Origin of the sequence: Kitasatospora sp. NPDC088264, from assembly GCF_040685715.1 — a bacterium.
In the GTDB taxonomy this organism is placed as follows: Bacteria; Actinomycetota; Actinomycetes; order Streptomycetales; family Streptomycetaceae; genus Kitasatospora.
Map to the genome: position 1 here is coordinate 1 of NZ_JBFBIR010000088.1, position 24,955 is coordinate 24,955.

The following is a 24,955-nucleotide window of genomic DNA, read 5'->3' on the forward strand; positions in this document are numbered from 1 at the left end:
TCGAGGCCGGGGATGTCAACATATCTGGCGTTGACTTTTGGCACGCTGTTGAGTTCTCAAGGAACGGACACTTCCTTCGGACCGCCTTCCAGCGGACCCTCCGGGCGCTTCGTTCTTTCGTGTTCCCAGCTTATCAGACGTTTTCCGCCCCGTTTCCGGCGCTTCGTTCATCCAACTCGCTGGTGTCTTCTGCGGCTTGACGCCCCGTCCGACGTTTCAAACTCTAGCCGATCCCTACTCCGAAAAGCGAATCGGCCGCAATCCAATAAAACGAACACGCCGAATAGGAACCAAGCCGCGACAAGACGCGACCCAGCCCGAACCAGGACATGGCATTTCAAGAGGATTGGCCGCCCCGGGACCGTCCGCGCCGATGCGTGTCCGGTGCTCCCTGCCGAGCGACTAGGGAACACTACCCCTGGTCGGCGCCCAAGACAAGTAAGGACCGCGCGGCCACCGCACGGGACCGAACCGGTGGTTCCAGGCCCCCCGGATGCGGGCTCCGCCCCGGCGGTGGAAGGCATCACGGTGCCGGCCGGCGCGGTCGGCTGCCGACCGACCCCCCGAGGAAGCCATGGATGTGGCCAGTACCGTCACGCTCTCCGTCAACGGTGACCAGCACACCGTTGAGGTGGATCACCGCCGCACGCTGCTCGACCTGCTGCGCGAGCGGTTGGCGCTGACGGGGGCGAAGAAGGGATGCGACCACGGACAGTGCGGGGCGTGCACGGTGCTGCTGGACGGGCGGCGGGTGAACAGCTGCCTGGTGCTCGCGGTCGCCCAGGACGGGGCCGCGGTCACCACGGTCGAGGGCCTGGCCGGCGGCGACCGGCCGCACCCCCTCCAGCAGGCGTTCATCGAGTACGACGCGTTCCAGTGCGGCTTCTGCACGCCCGGGCAGCTCTGCTCGGCGGTAGGGATGCTCGCGGAGGCGGCGAAGGGCTGGCCGAGCGCCGTGACGGACCCCGACCCGCAGGCGCCGTCGCCGCTGGACGAGGCGGAGATCCGCGAACGCCTCAGCGGCAACCTCTGCCGGTGCGGCGCCTACCCCGGCATCGTCCGCGCCGTCCGGGAGGTCGCCCCGTGAAGCCCTTCGGCTACCACCGGCCCGCCGACATCGCCTCGGCCGTGGCGCTGGCCGCGCAGGTCCCAGGAGCCAGGTTCCTCGCCGGCGGCACCAACCTGGTCGACCTGCTCAAGCTCGGTGTGGAGGCACCGGAGCTGCTGGTGGACGTGAGCCGGCTGCCGCTCGGCCTGGTGGAACCGGTCTCCGGCGGCGGTCTGCGGATCGGCGCGACGGTGCCCAACAGCGAGCTGGCCGCGCACCCGCTGGTCCGGCTGCACTATCCCGCGCTGTCCCAGGCCCTGCTGTCGGGAGCGTCCGGGCAGCTGCGCAACCTCGCCACCACCGCCGGCAACCTGCTCCAACGCACCCGCTGCCCGTACTTCCAGGACGTCACCAAGCCGTGCAACAAGCGCGTCGCCGGCTCCGGCTGCCCCGCGCGCGAGGGCGTGCACCGGGATCTGGCCGTGCTGGGGGCCTCCGCGGACTGCGTGGCCACCCACCCGTCCGACCTCGCGGTGGCACTGACGGCGCTGGACGCCGAGGTGCGGCTGACCGGTCCGACCGGGTCCCGCTGCTGCCCGCTCACCGAGTTCTACCGGCTGCCCGGGGACACTCCCGCCCGCGAAACCGGGCTGCGCCCCGGCGAGCTGATCACCGCGGTCGACCTGCCACCGCCGTGGTCGGGCACCCGCTCGGCCTACCGCAAGGTTCGCGAGCGGGCCTCGTTCGCCTTCGCCACCGTCTCGGTCGCCGCCGTACTGGTGGCGCGCGAGGGGAGGGTGGCACGGGTCGCACTGGCGCTCGGCGCCGTAGCGGCGAAGCCCTGGCGGGCGACGGTCGCCGAGCGGACGATGCTCGGGCAGCCCGCCACCGAGGAGGTCTTCAGGGCCGCGCTGGACGCCGAACTGGCGGCCGCCCGGCCGCTGCGGGACAACGCGTTCAAGGTGCCGCTGGCACGCGAGGTCGCCGTACGGGTCCTCGCCGACCTCACACCGCAGCAGGAGGACCTCGGATGACGGCTCACCAGGACCGCCAGGACCGCCAGGACCGCCAGGAACACCAGGGTCGCCAGGAGCAGCAGGAGCACGGGGACACCTCGCTCACCCGGGTGGAGGGGCCCGACAAGGTCACCGGCCGCGCCCGGTACGCGACCGACCACCACCCGGCCGGCACCGCCTACGCCTGGCTCGTCACCGCCTCGCTCGCGCGCGGCGTGGTGGACGCCGTCGAGGACGCCGACGCCCTCGCCGACCCGGCCGTCCTCGCGGTGATCACCCACCGCAACGCCGAGCGGCTGGCCCCGACCGACGACCCGACGCTGGCCGTGCTCCAGTCCGCGCGGATCGCCCATCACGGGCAGCCGGTCGCGCTGGTGGTCGCCGAGACCCCGGAGGCCGCCCGGGCCGGCGCCCGCGCGCTGCGGATCAGCTGCACCCGGGAGCCCCACGACGTCCTGCTGACCGCCGACCACCCGGGCCTCTACACCCCCGAGGAGGCCAACGGCGGCTACCCCGCGGAGCGCGCCAGAGGCGACTTCGACAACGCGTACCGGACGGCCCCGCACCAGGTGGACGCCACCTACCACCTGCCGCCGCTGCACAACCACCCCATGGAGCCGCACGCCGCGACGGCCGTCTGGGACGGCGGCCGGCTCACCGTTTACGACGCCAGCCAGGGCTCCGGCAACAGCCAGGAGAACCTGTCGAAGCTCTTCGGCCTGCGCGCCGAGGAGATCCTGGTGGTCAGTGAGCACGTCGGCGGCGGCTTCGGTTCCAAGGGCACCACCCGGGCGCCCACGGTGCTGGCCGCGCTGGCCGCCCGCGCGGTCGGGCGGCCGGTCCAGCTCTGCCTGGCCCGCGCCCAGCTCGCCGACCTGGTCGGGCACCGCTCCCCCACCGTCCAACGGGTCCGGATCGGCGCCGACACCACCGGCCGGATCTCGGCGCTCGCCCACGAGGTGGCCACCCGCAGCTCCACGCTGCGCGAATTCGTCGAGCAGGCCGCCGTCCCCGCCCGGATGATGTACGCCGCACCGCACAGCCGCACCGTCCACCGGGTCGCCCGGCTCGACGTGCCCACCCCCTCCTGGATGCGGGCGCCCGGTGAGTGCCCCGGCATGTTCGCGCTCGAGTCCGCCATGGACGAACTGGCCCTGGCCTGCGGCCTCGACCCCGTCGAGCTGCGGATCCGCAACGAACCCGCGTTCGATCCGGACAGCGGGAAGCCGTTCAGCAGCCGCCGCCTGGTCGAGTGCCTGCGCGAGGGCGCCCGGCGCTTCGGCTGGGCCGACCGCGACCCCCGCCCCGGTGTCCGGCGGGACGGCCGGCTGCTGCTCGGCACGGGAGTGGCGGCCTCGACCTACCCCGTGCTGGTCGGTCCCGCGACCGCGGAGGCGCACGCCCGCCCCGACGGAAGCTTCCTGCTGCGGGTCAATGCCACCGACATCGGCACCGGGGCGCGCACCGCGCTGGTGCGGATCGCCGCCGACGCCCTGCGGGTCGCACCCGGGCGCGTCGAGCTGCGGATCGGCCGCAGCGACCTGCCGAAGGCGCCGCTGGCGGGCGGCTCCTCCGGCACCGCCTCCTGGGGATGGGCCGTGCACCGGGCCTGCGAGGAACTGCGCACGGCACTGGCCGAGCACGGCGGGCGGCCACCCTCCGACGGGCTGACCCGACACGCCGACACCGCCGAGGAGGTGGGGAGCACCGGCCAGGAGTACGCGCGGCACGCCTTCGGCGCGCAGTTCGCCGAGGTCCAGGTCGACCAGGACACCGCCGAGGTGCGGGTGCGCCGCCTGCTCGGGGTGTTCGCGGCCGGACGCGTCATCAACCCGCTGGCCGCGCGGAGCCAGCTGACCGGCGCGATGATCATGGGGCTGTCGATGGCCCTGCTGGAGCACAGCACCACCGATCCGTCCTTCGGCGGGCACGTCGAGCGCGACCTGGCCGCCTACCACGTCGCCGCGCACGCCGACGTCACCGCCGTCGACGCGCACTGGATCGACGACCCCGACCCCCACCTCAACCCGATGGGCTCCAAGGGGATCGGCGAACTGGGCATCGTGGGCACGGCGGCGGCGATCAGCAACGCCGTGCACCACGCCACCGGCATCCGGGTCCGCGAACTGCCCATCCGCCCCGAGTCCCTGATCGGCCGCTGACCCGACGCCGGCCGGACACCACCGCCCGCGGACCGACTTCGCCGTTGGTGGGCGGCCGAGTCGGCGATGCGAAGAACGCCGAAGGGGCGGACGCGCAGTGCGCGTCCGCCCCTTCGGCGTTCGTGGTAGCGGGGACAGGATTTGAACCTGCGACCTCTGGGTTATGAGCCCAGCGAGCTACCGAGCTGCTCCACCCCGCGTCGGTAGTACCGACCGTACGGCACCAGACGGCGATCACCTAATCGGTTTCCCGGCAGCCACTTCCGCAGGGCCGCCCTCGCCGGCCAATCCTTCGCGGGGCCCGGCGGAGGCCGCCAGCGAGACCGACCCCGTTCCGAACTGCTGACCCGGCCCCGAGCCGATCCCCGCTCTGTGCGAGCGGGGGCGCGGGGAGACAAGCGGTGCCAATCGCTTGGAACCCCACGCCCCCAGCTACCGCTCTACTTGCGGTGCCCCGGGAGGGGATTGCCGGGCTCGTCCAACCATGCAGCCTGTCCGGCAGGTGACACCGTGAGCCCGTACCGCTCGTAGCCGGGGCGTCCGGCGGCCGTCCACCGGGTGTAGGCGGCCTCCGTCTCGTCCCACAGTTGCCGGGGCCCGGACTGGCGGACCTCGAACCGGGATTCCCCGGGCACGGAGTCGACCGTTGCCCAGGACGTGACGGCCGTGTCAAACAGCCACCACGTCCAGCCGCCGTCACCGAACTCGTTCCGCCGGTAGTACACGTCCGGCAGGGCGAGGGCGCAGGCGAATTGCGCGAGCCAGTCGCCCCCGATGGCTTCGGGGTCGAGGCTTGTCCAGGACTGCCCGGAGTCGCCCGGCCATTCACCGGGCAGGTAGTCGTCCACCGGAGCGCCCTGGTAGCGCTGCTGCCGCAGCATCATGAACGCCGCCGATCGGGTGAACGGACCGCTTGCCGTCCCGTCGCCGTCCACCGTGAGCCGCGCAACCGCCCCGCCGCCCAGCAACGGTGAGACGGGGCTGACGATCACCCCGCCCGGCCGGGTTTGTGCTACCCAGGCGGGCGGGATGTCCCGCAGTGACACGGTGGAGATGATCCGGTCGTACGGGGCGCGTACGCCCCACCCGAGCGCGCCGTCCCCGCACACGACTTCGGGGGTGTAGCCCGTCCTGCGAAGTGCGGTGCGGGCTTGCGCGGTGACCTGCGCGTCCACCTCGACGGTGGACACCGTTTCGGCGCCCAGGCGATGCGCCAACAAGGCCGCGTTGTAGCCGGTGCCCGTCCCGATTTCGAGCACCCGATGCCCGGGGACCGCGTCCAGGTCGGACAGCATCTCGGCCACCATGGTGGGCATGGATGCCGACGATGTGGGAGTACGGTGGTCGCCGTCCCCGGCACCGTCGTCCCACTGCGTGACGATCGGCAGGTCGCTGTAGGCGAGCCGCATCCACCGCTCGGGTTCCTTGGTCCGGCTGCACTCGGTGTCGCCGCCGTCCTCGTCCGCCCAGATGGTGTCGGGGAGGAACGCGTGTCGCGGCACGGCCGCCACGGCCGGAGCCCATTCGGTGGGCAGGGAACCGGCGTCGGTGAGCGCCGCCACCAGTGCGGCCCGCTGCTGTTCGGGGGTCAACTCTTCTTGTGCTTCGGCGCCGGGGTCGGCTGCTGGCCGTCCTTCGAGGGGTTCGGGCCGATGGCCGGCGAGCCGGGCTTGGCGTGCCCGCCGCCCCTACCGTCGTTCGGTCCACCCTTGTTCTCGTCTCCCATGGTCAGCGTCCCTTCTCGGTTCGGCTTGTAAGGCCGGTGCTGTTTCCCGCTGCACCCGAGGGCGCAGCAAGTACCTGCCGTGCGGCAGGGGTAGTACCCCGCCCCGGACGGGATGGACCTCAATCAACAGCCCGGGACGGGAGTTCGATAGCCGATCCCCCTGCCCTGCGCGCAGTGTTCATCGGCTCACTTGTGCTGGGAACGGCTGCTCGGCTGGTCCATGGGTGGGGTCGGGCGGGATGTGCGCGGGGGGCGCCGAGGATGTGGCTGCGGGCCCCACGGGCGAGGAGCGCTTGGTCTGCCGTGGGTATTCCGGCGCGGTTCCAGAGGTGTGTCGGAAGGCATGCGACCACTGTCGTGGAACGGCGACGGTCGGTGAACCTGCGCCCTGTACGACTTCCGGAAGTCGTACAGGGCAGTACTCGCATGGCGTGTACGAGTTCTTCAATCCGTCGTCAACCAGGCGCCGGTGGTTGCCTCGTCCGGTGACAGATCGGTGGACCGAGGTGTCTCCAGCTCCAGAAGGCGAGCGACCCGCGAGGCCGTCTCCGGGCCGTTCGCGTGGACCGTGGTGATGCCGAGCGCCTCGGCCGGCGGGAGGTTCCTACGGTGGTCGTCCACGAAGATGCACTCGGGGCCGGCCAGACCCATGCGGTCGAGGGCGCGCTGATAGATCGCCGGTTCCGGCTTGGCTATGCCCTCATCTCCACTGATCACCCGCACGTCGAACAGATCCCACACCCCGGTCTCCACGTAAGGGTTGTACGGAGCGAGGCCGTAAGAGTTCGACAGCAGCGCCACCACGATCCCGGCGTCCCTGGCGGCACGGGCGAGTTCGGCCATGGCGGGAACCGCGCGGACCTCCGCATGCGCGCGTCCCATCAGGTTGTCGGGCCCCACGCCCATGATCGCCGCCGTGCCCCGGTTCCACTCCTCCTGGGACATCCGGCCGAGCTCCAGCTCCACGTAGAGCGCACGGCCGGCCGGATCGTCCTCCAGGGTGCTGCGCCAGGTGTCAGCCGGCAGGCCCTCCCGGGCACACCACGCCCGGGACGACTGGCCGATGGGAGTGGTCATCACTCCCGCGAAGTCGAGGATCAGGCCACGCAAGGTGTTCTCCCGAGGGCCAGGCGAGTCGGACGGTCGGAGAGGTCCCGAGGATCTGGGACAACTTCCGCAGCCGGCTGGTACTGGCTTGGCCGGCCCTCTGGATGATGACACCTGGGATGCCCTGGTGGCGCGACCACTCGGGGTGGGCGGAAAAGCCTCGTTGTCGCATCTGCACGGCACCGTGGGGGCCGCCGGCGCGGGGGACTCGGGTACGGCCGCCGGACCGCCTTGCAGCCGGTCCGGCGGCAGGTGAACGGGTGGGGCGGTGGTCAGGTGATGGCCATGAAACTGCCGACGTTCACGTCCTCCCGGGCCCCGTCCGGGTCCAGCAGGGAAGAGATCCTCGACCGGCAGTTGCGGTCGGTGAACAGCCGGATGGGGCCGCTGGTGAAGTTCACGATCGTGGTGTCGGGGCCGAGGCCGCGGTGGCACTGGCCGGGCACCGGGTCCGTGACCTCCTCCCGTGCACCCCCGCGATCCATGATCACGACGCCGGGGGCCGCCGAGGCCGTGGAGGGGCTGACCAGGGACAGGGCGAGGACGCCGGCGGTGACCACGACCGCTGCGCGCGGGCTGGAACGCAGGTGCATGAGGGGACTCCCGTGCTGGGTTCGTCAGGGCATCGACGGGAGCCCGGGAACCCCGCGTCGCGCGGCTTCCCGTGACTCCCGATCACCCGTTACCCCGCCCCGGCACTGCCTCCACCAGGCCGTCCGGCGCTTCACCCGAACGGGGTTCGCCCGCGCACCCGGCGACCGGTGCCGGGGGAGCGGGAAGTCGGACGGGCCGACTTCCCGCTCCCCGGCTGCACACGCTGATCCGAAAGGCAGGACTTAACCGGTGCGGGCGAGGGAGTCGATCCAGGCGCGGATCGCGGCCGCCGTGGTGGCGGCGTCCTCCCGCGCCAGGGAGAGGTGGTCGCCGGGCACCTCGACGCGCTCGTGCGGCAGCGGCCAGGTCGTACGCCAGGAGTCGCCGTCCGCGCGCGCCGCCATCAGCGGGGTCGGCCGCGCGGCGCCGACGAGGAGGGTCGGGGTGTCCACGGGCTCCGGGCGCCAGTCCAGGAAGAGCCCGGTGTAGGCGCCCATGGCCGCGACGGCGGCGTCCTCGTCGCCGGTGGACCCGTCCGCGCACACGTCCGCGCCGAGGTGCGGGGCCGGCGGCGCGGCCAGGGCGGTCAGCCAGTCCGTGGAGTGGTTGCCCTGGTGGACGAGATACGTGTCGATCAGCACCTGTCCCAGGGGAGCGGATCCCCCGAGTTCGAGGCGTCGGGTCACGGCGTGCGCGACGGCGCCCCCGGCGGAAGCACCGACCAGGACGACGGGCCGGTTGCCGGCGTGCCGCAGCACCGTCTCGGCGTGGAGGCGGGCGAGCGTCTCCCGGTCGGCCGGAACGGCGTGCCCCGCGCCGATGCCCGGGTGCGGGAACTCCAGGACCTCCAACTCCCCCTCGAAGCAGGCGTGCAGGGCCGCGAACCCGCCGCCCGGGAGGGCGGGGAGCGGACGGTGGTCGGGGAAGAAGACCACGACCGGGGAGCCGGCGCGGCCCCGGGCCCGGCGCAGCGGCGGCACGGCGTGCTCCGCGGCGTCGTCGGCGCCGAACGTCGCGGCGGCCGAGGACGCCGCGACCACCAGGTGCATCGCGGCCGCCGGCTGGCCCTGCTCGCAGAGCGCGCGGTACAGCGCCGCGAGCGTCTGCGCGGGACGGCCGGCGGGCGGTGCGGGCCGGATGCCGGGCCGCACACGCGGTGTGCCGTCGGGCAGGTCCTTGAGCAGGCCATCGGGCAGGTCGTCGAGCAGGTCGAGTACGTGACGGGCGAGGTCCTCGATCGCCGGGTGCTCGAACACGACGGCCGCGGGCAGCCGCAGGCGCAGGGCCGTGCTCAGTCGGCTGCGGAACTGGACGGCCGTCAGGGAGTCGAAGCCGAGCTCGGCCAGCGTCCTGCCAGCGGGGAGGTCCTGCGCGCCGGAGTAGCCGAGCACCGCGGCCACGTCGCCGCGCAGCAGTTCCGTGAGCGCGGCCCCGCGCTCCTCGGCGGGCAGCCCGGCCAGCAGCGTGCGCCATGCTCCGGGCTCGGAGCCTTCCCGGGCGCCCGGGGGAGGTTCGGTCGCGCCGCTCTGCGCTTCGGCGGCGGGCCGGCCGTGGCGCGCCAGGTCGCGCAGCGGCGGCGGTAGTTGCCCTGTGGCGGTGCGCAGCGCGGCCCGGTCCAGCAGGACCGGCGCGAGTACGGGGGCTCCTGTCCGCAGTGCCGCGTCGAACAGGGCCAGTCCTTGGGCGGGGGTGAACGCCCGGACCACGTCGTCGGACCTCTCGCGCCCCGCACCCTCGGTCAACTGGGCTGCCATGCCCGCGTCGTGGCCCCACCGGCCCCACGCCAGCGAGACGGCGGGCAGACCGGCGGCGGCCCGGTGCTGGGCGAGCGCGTCCAGGAACGAGTTCGCCGCGGCGTAGTTGCCCTGGCCCGCCCGGCCCAGTACGCCCGAGATTGAGGAGAACAGGACGAAGGCCGACAGGCCCCGGTCGCGGGTCAACTCGTGCAGGTGCCAGGCCGCGTCCGCCTTCGGCCGCAGGACCGCCGCCAGCCGCTCGGGGGACAGCGCGGCCAGCGCTCCGTCGTCGAGGACCCCGGCGGCGTGCACGACAGCGGTCAGCGGGGGATCGCACTGCTCGATCAGCTCGGCGAGCCGGGCCCGGTCGGCCGCGTCGCACGCGACGATCCTGACCTGCGCGCCCCGCTCCGCCAGACTCGCGCGCAGGGCGTCGGCGCCCGGTGCGTGCGGGCCGCGCCGCCCGGTCAGCAGCAGGTGGCGGACCCCGTACGCGTCGACCAGGTGCCCGGCCAGGTCCGCGCCCAGCGCTCCGGTGCCGCCGGTGATCAGCACCGTGCCGTCCGGGTCGAAGGCGCCGGAGCGGCGGGGCGGGGCGCTCTCGGCCGGCCAGGGCTCGGGCAGGTGGGCCGCCGCCGGGGCGCCGACCAGCCGTGGCACCGTCGCCCGCCCGGCGCGCAGGGAGAGTTGGGGCTCGCCGCTGGCGGCCGCCGCGGGCAGCAGGCGCAGGGAGGCGGGATCCTCGTCCACGTCGATCAGGACCACGCACCCCGGCAGCTCCGACTGCGCGGTGCGCACCAGCCCCCAGACCGCGGCGCCCGCCAGGTCCGGCGTGGGTGCGGTGGCGTTCCGCGTCACCACCACGAGCCGCGAGCCCGCGGTGGCCGGATCGTCCTGCCAGTCCTGGAGGACCTTGAGCACCCGCGTGGTCAGCAGGTGGACGTCGGCCAGCGGGCCGCGGTCCGTTTCCGATTCCGAGCCGACGGCGGTGACCGCCAGGTGGCGGGGTAGGGCCGTGGCGTCCGCGTCGGCCGTGGGCGAGGAGGGGCCGTTCGTGGGTGAGAACGGGCCGGCGGCGAGGGGGACGAAGGCGCCGAGGTTCAGCTGGTCCGGCCCGAGGACCGTCCAGCCCGCCGACTGCGGTGCCCGGCCGGGCAGTGCGACGGGGACCCAGTCGGGGCGCAGCAGGGCGTGCTGGGCGATGTCCTGCCCGGGATCGCGGTCCCCGGCCGGAAGTTCCCTGGTGGAGAGGGAGTTGACGCGGGCCACCAGACGGCCCGCTGGGTCGGCGAGCGTGATCGAGAACGCGCCGCCTTCCGAGGCGGGGCCTGCCTCGCCGACCGGCGCGATCCGCACCCGCACCGTCGACGCCGCGGCGGCGTGCAGGCACACGCCGCTCCACTGGAACGGCACCCGGGCGCCGCCCGCGCCCGCGCCCCCGTCCGGGCCGGCTCCCTGGGTGGACGCGGCGAGCATCGAGGCGTGCGCGGCGGCGTCCAGGAGCGCGGGGTGGATGCCGTACCGGTCCGCCTCGGCCGTCCACGGCTCGGGCAACCGGACCTCCGCGAACACCTCCGCACCCCGCCGCCACAGCGCGCGCACGCCGCGGAACGCGGGCCCGTAGGCCAGACCGCGCTCCGCCGCGGCTTCGTAGGCGCCGGCGGGATCGATCTCCGCGGCGCCGGGCGGCGGCCACTGCGTCAGGCCGTGCCCCTCCGGAGCCGTCCCCGGCTCGGGCGTGCGGGCGAGCAGGCCGGTGGCGTGCGGCGTCCAGGCGGCCTCGGCGGGCTCCACCGGTCGCGCGTGGATCTCGACGGACCGCCGGCCGGAGTCGTCCACCGCCCCCACCACGACCTGGACCCGTGCCCCCGAGGCGGGCAGCGCGAGCGGCCGCAGGATCACGAGCTCCTCCAGCGTGCCGCAGCCGGCCGCGTCGCCCGCGCGCACGGCCATCTCGACGAACGCCGTCCCCGGCACCAGCGGCGCCCCGCCGACGACGTGGTCGGCGAGCCACGGCTGGGCGCTCGTCGACAGCAGGCCGGAGAGCACCGTGTGCCCGGTGCCCGGCACCTCGAACGGCGGGCCGAGCAGCGGATGCTCGCCGGCGGCCGGCCCGGCCCCGGCCCCCGCCCCGGCCGGGCGCGGCGGGTCCAGCCAGTACCTCCGGCGTTGGAAGGCGTAGGTCGGCAGCTCCACGCGCCGCAGCCCGCGCCGCAGCCCGCGCTCCCCGAACACCGCGGGCCAGTCGACGCCGACGCCGCGCACGTGGAGCCGGGCCACGGCCGCCAGCAGTGTGTCCGGCTCCCGCTCGCCGTGGCGGGCCGCGAAGGCGAACACCGGGCCGCCGCCGCTCTGCGGGGCCGGGCCGCTGTCCTGGACGGCCGGGCACTCCTGCGCGTACGCGGTGAGCACCGGCTGCGGGCCGAGTTCCAGGAAGCCCCCGACGCCGTTGGTGCCCAGCCACTCCACGGCCTCGGCGAACCGCACGGGAAGCCGCGCGTGCCGCACCCAGTAGTCCGCGGAGCCCAGTTCCTCGGGCGCCGCCCGAGATCCCGTCACGGTGGAGACCACCGGGATCCGCGGCGGCCGGAACTCCAGCGTCTCGGCGACGCGGCGGAACTCGTCGAGCACCGGGTCCACGAGCGGCGAGTGGAAACCGTGGCCGACCTTGAGCCGCGTGCTGCGGCGGCCGCGGGCCTCGAACCGCGCCGCGACGGCGAGTACCTCGTCCCGCGCGCCGGAGAGCACCACCGCGCGCGGTCCGTTGACCGCGGCGATCGCCACGCGGTCGGCCACGTCCGCGAGTTCGGGCAGGACCTCGTGCTCCGCCGCGTCGAGGGCCACCATCGCCCCGCCGTCGGGCAGCGCCCGCATCAGCCGCCCGCGGGCCGCGACCAGACGGACGGCGTCGGCGAGGTCCAGCACTCCGGCGACGTGCGCGGCCGCCAACTCGCCCACGGAGTGCCCGGCCAGGAAGTCGGCCCGCACGCCCCAGGACTCCACCAGCCGGAAGAGCGCCACCTCGTAGGCGAACAGGGCGGCCTGGGTGAAGTCCGTGCGGTCGAGCAGGGCGTCCGGCGAGCCCGGGTCGGCGCGGATCACCGTGCGCAGCGGCCGGTCGAGTTCGCCGTCCAGCGCGTGGCAGACCTCGTCGAAGGCCGCGGCGAACGCGGGGAACGCCTCCCGCAGTTCCTCGCCCATCCGCGTGCGCTGCGCGCCCTGCCCGGTGAACAGGAAGGCGGTGCGGGTGCGTGGGTCGGCCAGGCGCGTCAACGACCCGGCGCCGGGCGTGCCGTCGGCGATCGCCCGGAGTCCGGCCAGCATGCGCTCGCGGTCCCCGGCCGGCACCATCGCCCGGTGCGTGAGCGCCGACCGCGACACCGCCAGCGAGAAGCCCACGTCCGACGGCGAGAGGCCCGGCCGGGCCGCGACGTGGTCGGCCAGCCGTCGCGCCTGGGCCCGCAGGGCCGCCTCGTCAGCCCCGCCGACCAGCCACGGCACTGCCGCTGGCGACACCGGCCCCGGCGGCGGCGCGGGTTGCTGGCTCGGGGCGCGGTCGGCGGCGGCCGGCTCCTCGATGATCACGTGCGCGTTGGTGCCGCCGATCCCGAAGGCCGACACGCCGGCGCGGCGCGGCCGGCCGGCGGGCGCGGGCCACGGCCGGGCGGCGGTCAGCAGCTCGACCCGGCCCGCGGACCAGTCGACGTGCGGGGTGGGGGCTGCCACGTGCAGGGTCCTGGGCAACTCGCCGTGCCGCATGGCCTGGGCCATCTTGATGATCCCGGCGACTCCGGCGGCGGCCTGGGTGTGTCCGAGGTTGGACTTGACGCTGCCCAGCCACAGCGGGGGATCCTCCGGCCCCCGGCCCCGGCCGTAGCCGGCGAGCAGCGCCCGCGCCTCGACGGGATCACCGAGCGCGGTGCCCGTCCCGTGCGCCTCCACGGCGTCCACCTCGTGCGCGCGCAGCCCGGCGTCCGCCAGCGCCAGCTGGATCAGGCGCTGCTGGGCGCGGCCGTTGGGCGCGGTCAGGCCGTTGGACGCGCCGTCGGAGTTGACGGCGCTGCCGCGCACCACGGCCAGCACCGGGTGTCCGTTGCGGCGCGCGTCGGACAGCTTCTCCAGCAGCAGCACCCCGGCGCCCTCTGCCCAGGCGGTGCCGTCCGCCGTGGCCGAGAACGACTTGCACCGGCCGTCGGGCGCGAGGGCGCGCTGGCGGCTGAACGCGACCAGCGGGTTGGGCGTCGCCATCACCGTGACGCCGCCGGCCAGCGCCAGCGAGCACGCGCCCGAGCGCAGCGCCTGGGCCGCCTGGTGCACGGCGACCAGCGAGGACGAGCACGCCGTGTCGACGGTGATCGCGGGCCCGCGCAGACCGAACACGTAGGAGAGCCGGCCGGAGGCCACGCTGCCGGCCGAACCCAGGGCGAGGTGGGCCTCCAGTTCGTGCTCGGTGAAGCGGGAGGCGTAATCGCCGTACATCACGCCGAGGAAGACGCCCGTGTCGCTGTCCCGGACGGACGCCGGGTCGATCCCGGCCCGCTCCCACGCCTCCCAGGTGACTTCCAGCAGCAGCCGCTGCTGCGGGTCCATGGCGAGCGCCTCGCGCGGCGAGATGCCGAACAGGCCCGCGTCGAACTCCGCGGCGCTGTGCAGGAATCCGCCACTGCGCGTGTAGCAGGTGCCGATCCGGTCCGGGTCGGGGTCGTAGAGGGCGGCCAGGTCCCAGCCCCGGTCGGTCGGCAGGTCCGAGATCGCGTCCCTGCCCTGCGACACCAACTCCCAGAGCCCTTCGGGGGATTCCACGTCACCGGGGTAGCGGCAGGCCATGGCGACGATCACCACCGGGTCCCGGTCGTACGGCTCCTCCGGCTCGGCGGTCCGCGGTGCGGGCGCGGGTACGGGTGCGGCGGGCGCGGGTACAACAGGTGCGGCGGGTACGGCGGCGAACAGTTCCGTGTGCAGGTGGCGGGCGACGGCGGCCGGGGTGGGGTGGTCGAAGACCAGCGTCGTCGGCAGGCTCAGCCCGGTCGACGCCGCGAGCCGGTCGATCAGCTCGATGGCGCCGAGCGAGGTCAGCCCGAGGTCCGCGAAGGAACTGTCCGCGAAGGAACTGTCCGCGAAGGAGCCGTCCACGAACGAGCGGTCCGTGAACGAGCCGTCCGCGTCGAGCCCGCTCTCCGGCGCGCGGCCGCGGACCCGGGCCGTCTCGGCGCACACCCTCGCGCACAGCGCGCGTTCCTGCTCCTCCCGGGGCAGCGACAGCAGCCCGCGGTCCAGGGAGCCGCCGGCCGGCGCCGGCGCTGCAACCGGGTCGCTGAGCACCGCATGGCGGACGATCTTGCCCGACGGCGTGCGCGGGACGGCCGCGATCTCGCGGACCTCGACGGGAACCTTGTGGTCCGCGAGCTGCGAGCGGCAGACGTCGAGCACCAGCCGCGGGTCCAGGCCCTCCGGGCCGGGCACCACGAAGGCGACCGGGACCTCGCCGAGGACGGCGTGCGGCAGGCCGAGGACCACGGCGTCCCGCACCCCGGGACAGCCTCGCAGGACGTGCTCTACCTCCGTGGGGTGGATGTTCTCGCCGCCCCGGATGATCAGTTCGCTGACCCGGCCGGTGAGGACGAGGTGGCCGTGTTCGGCGCGCCGGCCGAGGTCCCCGGTCCGGTACCAGCCCTCGCGCAGCGCGGCGGCCGTCGCTTCCGGCTGGTCGTGGTAGCCCGTCATGAGATTCGGACCGCTGACCCAGATCTCGCCCTCGCCGCCCGCGAGGACGTCGGCGCCGCTGTCCGGATCGACGACGCGGACCTCGACGCCGGGTACCGGCAGTCCGCAGGACCCGTCGATCCGGGGGCCGTTCGGGCGGGTCACCGCGATCGCGCCGCAGGTCTCGGTGCTGCCGTAGACGTCGAGCAGCGGCGCGCCGAGCGTCTCCTCCACCACCCCGCGCAGCTCGGGCGGACACGGCGCGCCCGCCGTGACGCAGAGCCGCAGCCCGGGCCGCGGCGCGGGGAGCGGGGTGTCCCTCGCCGAGGCCATCAACCGGTGGTACGTCGTGGGGACGCCTGCCAGGAGGGTGAACGGCCCGCCGAGGGCGGCGCTCGGGGTGCGCAGCGTGCGCCACAGGTCGCCGGGCGTCAGGACCTCGCCGGACGTCGGCAGTTCGCCGGCGATCGCGGTGCTCGCGCCGACGGCTGTGGTGCCCAGGATCGCGAGGGAGTGCCCGAAGCTGTGGAACAGCGGCAGCGGCCACAGCAGCCGGTCCTCGGGGGAGAGCCCGAAGACCGGCACGTAGCAGGCCGCCACCGACCACAGTGCGCCGCGCTGCGTGGAGAGCACGCCCTTGGGGCGGTGGGTGGTTCCGGAGGTGTAGAGCAGCCAGGCCGGATCGTCGAGCCCCAGGTCGTCGGGGGCCGCGGGCCCGTCGCTCCCGGTCGAGGCTGCGGCCTCGGCCTCGAAGAGGACGGTGCCGTCGGGGGCGTTCGAGGGGATCGGGCCCGCCCCGGTGAGCACGGTGTGCAGGCCACGGTACGCGGCGCCGAGGCGGTGGAGCTGTGTGAGGTGCGCGGGGTCGGTGATGACGGCCGAGGCACCGCTGTCCCGCAGGTAGTAGTCGAGTTCGTCGTCGGAGGACCGGGGATTGAGCAGGACACCGACCGCCCCCGCCCGCAGCACGGCGAGGCAACCCTCCACCAGCTCCACGCAGTTGCCCAGGCAGAGCGCCACCCGATCGCCGCGCCGGACCCCCGCCCGCGCGAGCGACCCGGCCAGCCGCCCGGTCCGCCGCTCCAACTCGGCGTAGCTGACGCCGCGCGAGAAGTCGTGGAACGCGACCCGGTCCGCCGACCGTTCGGCGTGCCTCTTCAACAACTCCGGCAGCGGCCGCACCAGATCGTCATACCGCAGTTCACCACTCACGCCCCAGCTCCGACCTCTCGCCACTCGCGACCCGCTCCCCCGTCGATGTCCTCCGTACCCACCAGCACGCGGGCACAGACCCAGTCCTGCGGACTCGCCGCAGCTGCGCTTGCGGCCGCTGAGGACTGCGGCGCTTCTTCTTCGTCCAGGTGGGCGCGTTCAGGTCGGACTGCCGCCAGGCGGCGAGAGCCTGCATGACCGGCTGTTCCATGAACACCTGGTAGGGCGAGCTGGTGGCGGCGGGTCCGGAATGGCCGCGTTCCCCGTGGTCGACTCGCCCGGCGACATCAACGGTGACGGGAACCCGGACCTGATCACCACCGACACCGCCGGCACCCTGCCCACCGGCACCGGTGGGCGCTGCGTCGGCATCAAGGACAACGCCACCGACCTCGGCACCCAGGTGGTCATCAGCGACTGCGTCGGCGCGACCGGCCAGGTCTGGACGCTCCGCGCCGACGGCACCCTCCACAACCCGACCGCCGACCGCCGACCCGCCGACCCGCCGACCCGCCGACCCGCCGACCCGCCGACCGCTGCCTCGAACTCCCCAACTGGGCCGACGGCAACGGGACGGCGCTGGGCGTCTGGTCGTGCATCCTCGGCAACGCCAACCAGCGCTGGACCATGTACCCGAACAAGGCCTGATCCCACGACCGTGCCGGGCCCGCGACGCAGCCGACGTCGCGGGCCCCCGCCGTCCCGGAACGACGGGGTGTGGACCCGCGGCCCCTTGACCAGTGTCTACGTATGCGACGGGCACTTGGCCGTTGTTGCTCCGGGGCATGCTCGGAGCATCCCACGTCCCCACGGGCCCTTTTCTTTATTCCGCACGTTTTGCCCGAACCGGCAATCGGCGCGTGTAGGCACCGATGTTGCTGGTTCAAGGTACGGACTGCTTTCGCGTCCGGGTTGAGGCGCGCCGCGAGGCGGGCGGGCCGGGCGGCCCTGGACCTGGACGACGGCGCGGCGCGGCGCACGGGGAAGGGAGCGTCGGGCGAGCGAGGCGCCGTGGGCGGCGGTGGATGGCTGTCACGTGGTGCCGGTGGTGCCGGTGGTGCCGACGTGGCCCCGAAGTACCGCGGTCGTCTGTGTGCGGCGGGCTGGGGGCGTGGACTGTCAGGAAGGTTCAGGTTTCGGCCTAGCACCCTGTCCCGGTAGGGGCGGCGCGCTGTAGAACTGGCGGGCCCAGCGGCGGTACTCCATGATCGGGCCGTCTCCCCGGCTGAGTCTGGGGTGTTCTACGTACTTCTTGTTGCTCCAGATGTGGAAGTCCTTTGTGACGTCCGTGAGGTAGAACGGCGCTACCGCCTGGGTCAGGATCTGGGACAGGGTTCTGGCTGCCCAATCGGGACAGGCGGAGAACCCGGATGAGCGGACGGACAGCGTGAAGTACGTTTGAACACGAATAGGGTCGATCGGGGTGGCCATGGCCTGGCCCAGGAAATCGGCGCCAAAGCGATCGAGGCGCCCTGTGAGGTGTTGGCACCCGAGGCCGTGTACCACCGCCACGATTTTTGTTTGCACCGACCCGAGGAGAGGGAATGCCCTTTCGAAGGTGACCGGGATGCCGAGGTGGGGTCCATCCGCTTGCAGTGGATTTGCGATCATCGCGTTCTGGAACCCGTGGATGGGCGCGAAGTGCGCAAGGTCGACGGTGTTCTCGAATACATCTTGCGGATGGTCGACCAGGGTGAACGCCCGCCGCGTCGGTGGCGGGAACTCATCCACCGGGAGGGTCGGGACCTGCCAGGTCGGGGCGGAGCCCCCTGCATGGCGCCATACCGAGATGAATCCGTTGACCTCACAGGAAACCCAAGGTTTCAGGGACGCCCGAGGCGGGGTCGACCCGTCGCCGGTCCGGACACATCTCCCCGTCAAGTCATAGGCGAAATGGTGGAAGGGGCAGACGATGTTCTCGCCGTCCACCGAACCCCCGAAGCCGAGATGGGCGCCAAGGTGAGGGCAGTGCGCGTCCACCACTTGCACGGCGCCTGAACGCGTACGATAGGCCACCAGTTCCTCGCCCATGAACTTCCGTCGGATGACCTTTCCACGAGGCAGTTCATCGCTGAAGGCGATGGCGAACCACCCGTCCGGGTAGGGCAGCCGGGGCTGGTGTACCGGGTTCGAGGATTCGTCGATGTCCATCTCGGGCCTTTCTCCATCAGACTGACGGCGGGGGCACTGCTTACCCGCGGCGGATCGTGTTCGCCGTGTCCGCCCCTACGGGCGGCGCCCCGACGGCGCTGAGCCGCTGTTCTGGTTCCCCGGTGGGATTCGTCTGAGCCTTCGGTCAGGCGCGGGGCTTCTTCGATCAGGGCGTCGACGATCCGGTGTTCGGGGACGGTCCGGATGGCGTGGCCTTCGACGAGGACTGGCCTTTGTCGCGTTGCCGCAGGAGACGCCGGGGTCGGCTTCGCGGGCTTCGCCGGGCCGTTGACGACGCAGCCCATGGCGGCGACGCGCAGGGGGTGGGGGAAGTCGTCGAAGGCGGCTTCGACGCGCTGGGCCAGGGTGTGGATGTCGACCTGGAGGCGGCCGCAGCCGGGGCAGGAGACGATCTCCAGCTTGCGGGGGCGCAGTCCCAGGGACTGCAGGATGTGCGCTCCGGCCTTGACCTGGTCGACGGGTGGGGCGGAGAGGGAGACGCGGATGGTGTCGCCGATGCCCTCGGTGAGGAGGACTCCGAAGGCGACGGCGGACTTGATGGAGCCCTGGAGGGCGGTGCCGGCTTCGGTGACGCCGAGGTGGAGGGGGTAGTCGCAGGCCGCTGCGAGGAGGCGGTAGGCGGCGATGACGGTGAGCGGGTCGTGGTGCTTGACGGCGATCTTGATGTCGGTGAAGCCGTGCTCCTCGAAGAGCGAGCACTCCCACAGGGCGGATTCCGCGAGCGCCGCGGGGGTGGCGGAGCCGTGCTTGGCGAGCAGGCGCGGGTCGAGGGAGCCGGCGTTGACGCCGATCCGGATCGGCACGTTCGCTGCCTGGGCGGCGTGGGCGATCTCGCGGACCTTGTCGTCGAACTTGCGGATGTTGCCGGGGTTGACGCGCACGGCGGCGCAGCCGGCGTCGATGGCGGCGAAGACGTAGCGGGGCTGGAAGTGGATGTCGGCGATGACGGGCAGCTTCGACTTGGCGACGATGGCGGGCAGGGCGTCGGCGTCGTCCTGGGAGGGGACGGCGACGCGCACGATGTCGCAGCCGGCGGCGGTGATCTCGGCGATCTGCCGGAGCGTGGCGTCGACGTCGGCGGTCGGGGTGGTGGTCATGGTCTGGACGGAGATGGGTGCGTCGCCGCCCACGGGGACGGTGCCGACGTGGATCTTCCGGCAGTGGCGGCGTGTTGGGGTGCGCGGCGACGGTTGGGGAAGCCCCAGATCGGTCGAGGCCATGGTCGCTCCTGCGGGCTCGGGCGGGCGGTGCCGGAGGGCGGCGGTGTCGGGTTCAGTGGTTCCACCACCAGGCGATGGAGGGAATGGGCAGGGGGCTGGATTCCAGTCCGGGAGGTTCCTGGCTGACGATGCTGAGGAGTGCGAGGTCGCCGCCGTATCGGGGGTTTCCCGCGTGCCAGTGGATCACGTTGGTGATCATGGTTCCGGTGTCTCGCAGGAACCGGGTCAAAGCGGGGCTGGACCCGATGGCGATGCGGTCCCGAAGGCGCAGGTGGACCACCATGACGCGGTTCCAGAACTCGATGGCCTTCCGGGTGGCGTGCGTGACGTCGAGATCTTGATGCCGCATCAGCGTCATGACGATGTTCTTGTGCGCGTCGCCGCCCCGCAGGTCCTTTTCGATGGAGTAGATGTCGTTGCACCAGGCGAGGAGGATTCCGGCGGACTCGAGCCATGCGCGGGTGGCGGGGGCCTCGAACTCGTGGGCCGGGATCTCCATCCCGTTGTAGATCTCCGATGCCGTGATGTAGGCGGCGAACGCGGTGAGCCACAGGCGCATCACGGGAAGGACCGCGGGCGTTACCTGTCGGCCGGCGAGACGGTGGCAGGTCTCCCACGGGATGGCCATGTGATACGAGGTGTAGCCGGCGGCGAAGCGGGCGTACTGCACGTCGGTGGCACTGTCGCGGAAGTCTTTGATCAGCTCCGCGAAGTGTCGCATGAAGGGGAGGTCGGTCAGGGGCGGTGCGCTCGGATCGTCCACGACGCGCTGCATGGTGCAGCATGCCTCGATGACCTCTTCCAGCGTGGTGAGTTCCTCCAGCCAGTCGTCCACGGCGAAGGCGAGCAGGTACCACTTTCCGCCGAGCTCCAGGCGTTCCTCGATTCCGTCGGGGCTGGAGCAGGCGACGTAAGCGGCGCTTCGGGATCGGAGGAGCGCGTTGCGGGTGTCGGGGTTCGTCGGGATCGGGCAGCTTTCCATCCACCGGGTGGCGCTCTCGTCGATCTCCCGGGCTCGGGGGTGGAGTGAAACCGGGAACGGGCAGTAGAGGGCGGGCGCCTCCGGCTGCGGGTCGGACACCGAGGTGTCAACGGACATGTCGAGGGCCGCCTTTCGGTGGGTAACGGAACCGTGAGCCTTTCCGGGCCCGGGAGGGAGTTGTTCGCAGGTGACGGGTTAGCGGTCGCCTGTGCGGTGCGGACGGCGGTTTCGGGAAGCGGAGCCCCTGAACCGCCTGCCGTCGACGCGTTCCCGCACCGCGGGCTCCCGTCGACGGCGGCATCCGACGTACGCGCCGTCCGGCCGTGTCCGGGTGCGACGTCGAGGAGCGGGGCGTGTTCGCCGCCCGTGTCTCGCCCGGGTCCGGAGCCGTGGGCACACGGCCCCTCCCCTCCCCGGGCCGGTGGTGCGGCAGGGGCCGCGGTCGTGTCAGTGTTCGCGGTGGGTGACCAGGTGGGCGAGGGCGGTGAGTTCGGCGGCGGGCAGGGGCGCGGGGTCGGCGAGGGCGAGGCGGTGGAGGGCGTCGGCGCTGTGGCGTCGGGCGCGGTGCAGGGTCCAGTCCCTGGCACCGCTCTGTTCGATCAGCTTGGCCGCGTGGCGGCATTCCTCCTCGCTGGGGGCCTGTGTTGCGCGGTAGAGGGCGCGCAGGGCCTCGGCTTCCGGGGTGTGGCCGGCCATGGCGGCGGCCACCGGCAGGGAGACCTTGCGCCGTCGCAGGTCCGAGAGGGCGGGTTTGCCGGTGGTCTGTTCGTCGCCCCAGATGCCGAGCAGGTCGTCGGCGCACTGGAAGGCGATGCCCAGGTGTCGGCCGAAGGCCCGCAGATGCTCCGTGCGCTGCGGGTCGGCGCCACCGGCGATGGCGCCCAGCGCGCAAGCGGCGGCGAGGAGTTCGCCGGTCTTGCCCACCGCCACCGCGAGCGCGTGGTCCTCGCTGACGTCGGTGCCGGTCTCCAGGAGCGTGTCGAGGTACTCGCCCTCGATCAGGAGCTGGACGCTTTCCAGGAGTACGGGAATCGTGAGCTCGGCGCGGGGGGCCTGGGTGAGGGTCTGCACGGCGGCGAAGAACAGGGCGTCGCCGGCGAGGATCGCCGCCGGGATCCCCTTGGCCGCCCACAGGGCGGGTCGGTGGCGGCGCATCCGGTCGCGGTCGATGACGTCGTCGTGCAACAGGCTGGCGTTGTGGATCAGTTCCACGGCCACGGCCGCGGGACGGGCGGCCTCCGGGTCGCCGCCGACGGCCCGGCAGGCCAGGAGGGTGAGGGCGGGGCGCAGGGCCTTGCCGTCGCCCTGGTGGTCGAGGTGGGTTCGGTCGTCGGTCCACCAGCCGAAGTGCAGCCCGGCGAGGTGACGGATGTGCGCGGGCAGGCGGTTGACCTGGGTGCGGATCAACGGCCTGACGGTGTGTGCGCTGTACGCCAGGATGTCTTCGCAGTCGCGGGGTTCGTCGGACACCGGGCCTCGCCTTCGGGTGGCAGTGCGTCAGGATCGGGCGGGAGGCGGCGGGCCGGGCCTGAACTCCGGCTGCCTTGAGGAAAGGCCCTGGGCCGAGCGGCGCACGGGGTCCGGGGGGGCGCGGTCGGTCCTTTGGGGCTTGTGCCCCTGGGGCCTTCTGCAAGTTCGTACGACCGCCATCCCTCAGGGGCTCACGTGACAGCACCCAGGCGGAGAAGCCCCCGCTCGCGCTCGAACCCGGGGCGTCTAGTTCCGGGGCTCTTCGACTCCGTCCTGCGGGGAGTAGAACTGCTGGGCCCAGCGCCGGAACTGCATGATCGGGCCGTCCCCTTTCGCGAGCCGCGGATGACTCAGAGGGATCTTGTTCTGCCAGATGTCGAAGTCCCTGCTGGCATCCCAGGCGAACAGGTGAGCGATGCCTGCGCTGGCCAGCGCGTTGGCGGGCCCCGCGAGCCCATGGCGTACGAGCCGCATCGACGCCGCCATGGTGAAGGTGAGCCGCCCGGGGTCGACGGGCGTGGAGAAGACCCAGAAGCGGAAGTGAAGTCCGAGCCTGACGATCTCGACCTCGCTCTGGATGACGCCGAGGCCCTGGGCGATGATCCGACCCGTGGGCGAGAGCAACGAGAACGCCCCGGGCCGGGGGTCAACGCCGCTTCTCTGTACGGTCATTGACACGACTGCGCGGGTCCCGTCGAAGAGTGGTTCGTGGAGGTAGGTCACGGGCACCCCGTGCACCGGACGGAAGTGCCCGAGGTCGAAAGCGTTTTCCAGCACCTCCTGGGGATGGTCCTCCAGGTCCCGGACCACGCAGTACGGAGTGGGGAAGTCCGCCGGCGGCAGAGGCTCGATCTCCCAGGACGGCGCCTGGCCCAGGGCATGGCGCCATACGAAGATGAACCCGTCGATCTCCCGGTGCTCCAGAACCGAGAGCCGGGTCTTCAGCGGGGGCGGCGTTTCGTATCCGGTCTTCACGCACGCCCCGTCGAGGCCGAACTGGAAGTGGTGGAAGGGGCAGCGCAGGTTGTCCCCCTGCACCGTTGCCCCGTGGCCCAGATGAGCCCCCAGGTGAGGGCAGTACGGCCGTACCGCACGCATCGTGCCGCCGGCGGTGCGGTAGAGCACGACGTCCTCACCCATCAGACGGCGGGTGAGGACCTTGCCCGCTTTCAGTTCGTGACTGGCGGCCAGGGCGAACCAGCCATCGGGGTAGGGAAGACGGGGCACAGTCGCCTGCGCCGTCCGCGGTGACGGGTTCCAAGGGGTCACAACGCACCTCGTTCGTCGTTGTGGTGGCGGGCTCGTCTGGGGTGAGGCTGTCCGGGCCGGACCTGGGCGATGCGCGGGGCCATCCGGTGTCGCGGTGGCGGTGCGGGCCCTACCTGGGTCGCGGCACCGGTTCGACTCGGCGGTTGCCGGGCCGGGCACGTCAGGTCCCTGTCGACCGCCCGGGAAGGCGGCCGGTGACGGTTTCTACACCAACAGATGAAGGACCGTCCCGGAACGGCGTGCGGCCCTCGCGTCGGAGCACGGCCCGCTCCGGTTCACGCCCTCGCCCCTCCCCCCTCACGCCTGCCTCCGTGACGCCGCAGGTCGGCGGCTACAGGGACCATTCGGCGGGCCGGGCCGCCCCTGAAGCGCCCTGGCGGGCCGCTGCCGGGCCTGCGGAGCCGGTGGCGACCACCGGGACAGGGGACGGCCCTCGCATCGCCCCACGGTGCAGGCGGCCAGGTGACACCACTCGCCGCCTTCGCGCCACCACACCATGTCGCGGACTTCCTGCGGGTGCCGGGGCGGCGGAAGACGTGTCTCGACCGGCAGAACGGGCGTGTGTACGGCGCCATCGGCGCGGGCGTCCGGGGCTCGTTGCCTCCCGAGCCCCCGCACTCGGGGTTGCCGCCGACGTACGGACTGGCGTGCACTCAAGGGGCTGAACGCTTCCCGCCCGAACGTCGGCCACCGGGACGCAGGATGACGGGCGATCAGGCCTTCTCGCATGCTCGCACCCCAGCAGGGAGGAACACCCCCTCATGAGTGAGCCCCGGCAACTGCGCGGCATCATCCGGTCTCTGCGTACCATCGTCGACGACGTCAAGGAGATCGTCGACGGACTTATCGAACGCGCGGCGGAGCTGGAGTGCAACCTCCGGGATGCCGTCATCGACCTGCTGAAGGAGAACACGGGGAGCGGGCCCACCGGTGACACCCCCGCTCGCCCCGTGGACGAGACGGCGGAGCTGGCCGGCCTTCGGGCGGAACTGGCCGCCCTGCGGGAAGAGCTCACCCGCCTGACCAGGACGTCGCCGGGTACGTGACTGACCCGGAGAACCGCGAAGCCGACGACGGTGACGGTGTGTCCGGTCCGTCGCCGGACGTGGAGCACCGCCTGATCCGGGCGCAGGACGGGATTCTGGCGGACTCGCTCACCGGTCGGCAGGTCGCCTTGGCGGAGCTGGCCGACGATGTATGCAGCGGGCCGCCGGGCCCAGGACGGCGGCGGCGGAGAGTGCACCTACCAGGTCCTGGTCCAGGTCCTCCTGGCCACGCTCGCGTCCGGGCCGGAGGCGGGCGCGCTGCCGGGGGTTGCGGGGCTGCTGTCCGCCGCGGCCCGCGGCAGCTCTACCCGCCGGCCGAACGACGTGGGACACCGGACAGGGGGCGAGCGAAGCGGAGTTCGGTAGCCGGGCAGGACCGGCCCGGCCCTCCCCCCTTTTGCTCGACGCGCTGTTCCCGGTATCGGCCCGTGCGTGGCCGCCCTGTCTCTGGAGGCTGTGTGTCCGCTCGTGCGCTCTACGTCTCGGGGGTCC

General features: G+C 73.1%; 13 protein-coding genes, 1 tRNA gene and 1 pseudogene. 4 read left to right on the plus strand and 11 right to left on the minus strand.

Annotated elements, in window-relative coordinates:
• Window positions 1-574: 574 nt before the first annotated feature.
• From AB0O82_RS35900 to AB0O82_RS35910, 3 genes are read left to right on the plus strand one after another with little or no spacing between them, the layout of a single operon-like run.
• Window positions 575-1,087, plus strand: coding sequence for a 2Fe-2S iron-sulfur cluster-binding protein (locus AB0O82_RS35900; protein WP_363588800.1), 513 nt, complete (start codon window positions 575-577; stop codon window positions 1,085-1,087).
• Window positions 1,084-2,082: a xanthine dehydrogenase family protein subunit M gene (locus AB0O82_RS35905; protein WP_363588802.1), complete on the plus strand. Its 999-nt coding sequence runs from the start codon at window positions 1,084-1,086 to the stop codon at window positions 2,080-2,082. Before AB0O82_RS35900 ends, AB0O82_RS35905 begins: the two co-directional genes overlap by 4 nt.
• A complete protein-coding gene (locus AB0O82_RS35910; protein ID WP_363588804.1) occupies window positions 2,079-4,226 on the plus strand; it encodes a xanthine dehydrogenase family protein molybdopterin-binding subunit in 2,148 nt (715 codons plus the stop codon). The genes AB0O82_RS35905 and AB0O82_RS35910 overlap by 4 nt, the downstream gene beginning before the upstream one ends.
• Window positions 4,227-4,349: 123 nt before the next feature.
• On the opposite strand, the gene AB0O82_RS35915 is transcribed toward AB0O82_RS35910, so the two are convergent.
• From AB0O82_RS35915 to AB0O82_RS35965, 11 genes and pseudogenes are all read right to left on the minus strand, one after another.
• Window positions 4,350-4,426: transfer RNA gene (locus tag AB0O82_RS35915), tRNA-Met, on the minus strand.
• 240 nt (window positions 4,427-4,666) lie between these two features.
• A complete protein-coding gene (locus AB0O82_RS35920) occupies window positions 4,667-5,818 on the minus strand; it encodes a methyltransferase domain-containing protein (protein ID WP_363588806.1) in 1,152 nt (383 codons plus the stop codon).
• On the minus strand, window positions 5,815-5,952 hold the full coding sequence (locus AB0O82_RS35925) for a hypothetical protein (RefSeq protein WP_363588808.1): 138 nt from the start codon (window positions 5,950-5,952) through the stop codon (window positions 5,815-5,817). Before AB0O82_RS35925 ends, AB0O82_RS35920 begins: the two co-directional genes overlap by 4 nt.
• Window positions 5,953-6,396: 444 nt before the next feature.
• Window positions 6,397-7,062 (minus strand): HAD family phosphatase, encoded by a 666-nt coding sequence (locus AB0O82_RS35930; protein ID WP_363588810.1) that lies wholly within the window; start codon window positions 7,060-7,062, stop codon window positions 6,397-6,399.
• Between the two features lie 269 nt (window positions 7,063-7,331).
• Complete coding sequence (locus AB0O82_RS35935) at window positions 7,332-7,652, minus strand: hypothetical protein (protein ID WP_363588812.1); 321 nt, start codon at window positions 7,650-7,652, stop codon at window positions 7,332-7,334.
• A gap of 243 nt (window positions 7,653-7,895) precedes the next feature.
• A complete protein-coding gene (locus tag AB0O82_RS35940) occupies window positions 7,896-16,304 on the minus strand; it encodes a type I polyketide synthase (RefSeq protein ID WP_363588814.1) in 8,409 nt (2,802 codons plus the stop codon).
• 1,119 nt (window positions 16,305-17,423) lie between these two features.
• The gene (locus AB0O82_RS35945) at window positions 17,424-18,455 is read right to left on the minus strand and encodes a Rieske 2Fe-2S domain-containing protein (RefSeq protein WP_363588816.1); all 1,032 of its coding nucleotides are present in this window, start codon (window positions 18,453-18,455) and stop codon (window positions 17,424-17,426) included.
• Window positions 18,456-18,595: 140 nt separating this feature from the next.
• Window positions 18,596-19,696 (minus strand): annotated as a pseudogene (ispG, locus tag AB0O82_RS35950) (flavodoxin-dependent (E)-4-hydroxy-3-methylbut-2-enyl-diphosphate synthase); the annotation flags it as partial.
• A 52-nt stretch (window positions 19,697-19,748) separates the two neighbouring features.
• Window positions 19,749-20,795, minus strand: coding sequence for a hypothetical protein (locus AB0O82_RS35955; protein WP_363588818.1), 1,047 nt, complete (start codon window positions 20,793-20,795; stop codon window positions 19,749-19,751).
• Between the two features lie 330 nt (window positions 20,796-21,125).
• On the minus strand, window positions 21,126-22,148 hold the full coding sequence (locus AB0O82_RS35960; RefSeq protein ID WP_363588820.1) for a polyprenyl synthetase family protein: 1,023 nt from the start codon (window positions 22,146-22,148) through the stop codon (window positions 21,126-21,128).
• Window positions 22,149-22,394: 246 nt separating this feature from the next.
• Complete coding sequence (locus tag AB0O82_RS35965; protein WP_363588822.1) at window positions 22,395-23,375, minus strand: Rieske 2Fe-2S domain-containing protein; 981 nt, start codon at window positions 23,373-23,375, stop codon at window positions 22,395-22,397.
• An 803-nt stretch (window positions 23,376-24,178) separates the two neighbouring features.
• On the opposite strand from AB0O82_RS35965, the gene AB0O82_RS35970 reads away from it, so the two are divergent.
• Window positions 24,179-24,463, plus strand: coding sequence for a hypothetical protein (locus AB0O82_RS35970; RefSeq protein WP_363588824.1), 285 nt, complete (start codon window positions 24,179-24,181; stop codon window positions 24,461-24,463).
• Window positions 24,464-24,955: the final 492 nt, after the last annotated feature.

Bases quoted from the DNA above. Each gene is read 5' to 3' on its own strand.
- AB0O82_RS35970 (WP_363588824.1), top strand. From the start codon at position 24,179: ATGAGTGAGCCCCGGCAACTGCGCGGCATCATCCGGTCTCTGCGTACC.
- AB0O82_RS35925 (WP_363588808.1), bottom strand. From the start codon at position 5,952: ATGGGAGACGAGAACAAGGGTGGACCGAACGACGGTAGGGGCGGCGGG.
- AB0O82_RS35945 (WP_363588816.1), bottom strand. From the start codon at position 18,455: ATGGACATCGACGAATCCTCGAACCCGGTACACCAGCCCCGGCTGCCC.
- AB0O82_RS35935 (WP_363588812.1), bottom strand. From the start codon at position 7,652: ATGCACCTGCGTTCCAGCCCGCGCGCAGCGGTCGTGGTCACCGCCGGC.
- AB0O82_RS35955 (WP_363588818.1), bottom strand. From the start codon at position 20,795: ATGTCCGTTGACACCTCGGTGTCCGACCCGCAGCCGGAGGCGCCCGCC.
- AB0O82_RS35900 (WP_363588800.1), top strand. From the start codon at position 575: ATGGATGTGGCCAGTACCGTCACGCTCTCCGTCAACGGTGACCAGCAC.
- AB0O82_RS35910 (WP_363588804.1), top strand. From the start codon at position 2,079: ATGACGGCTCACCAGGACCGCCAGGACCGCCAGGACCGCCAGGAACAC.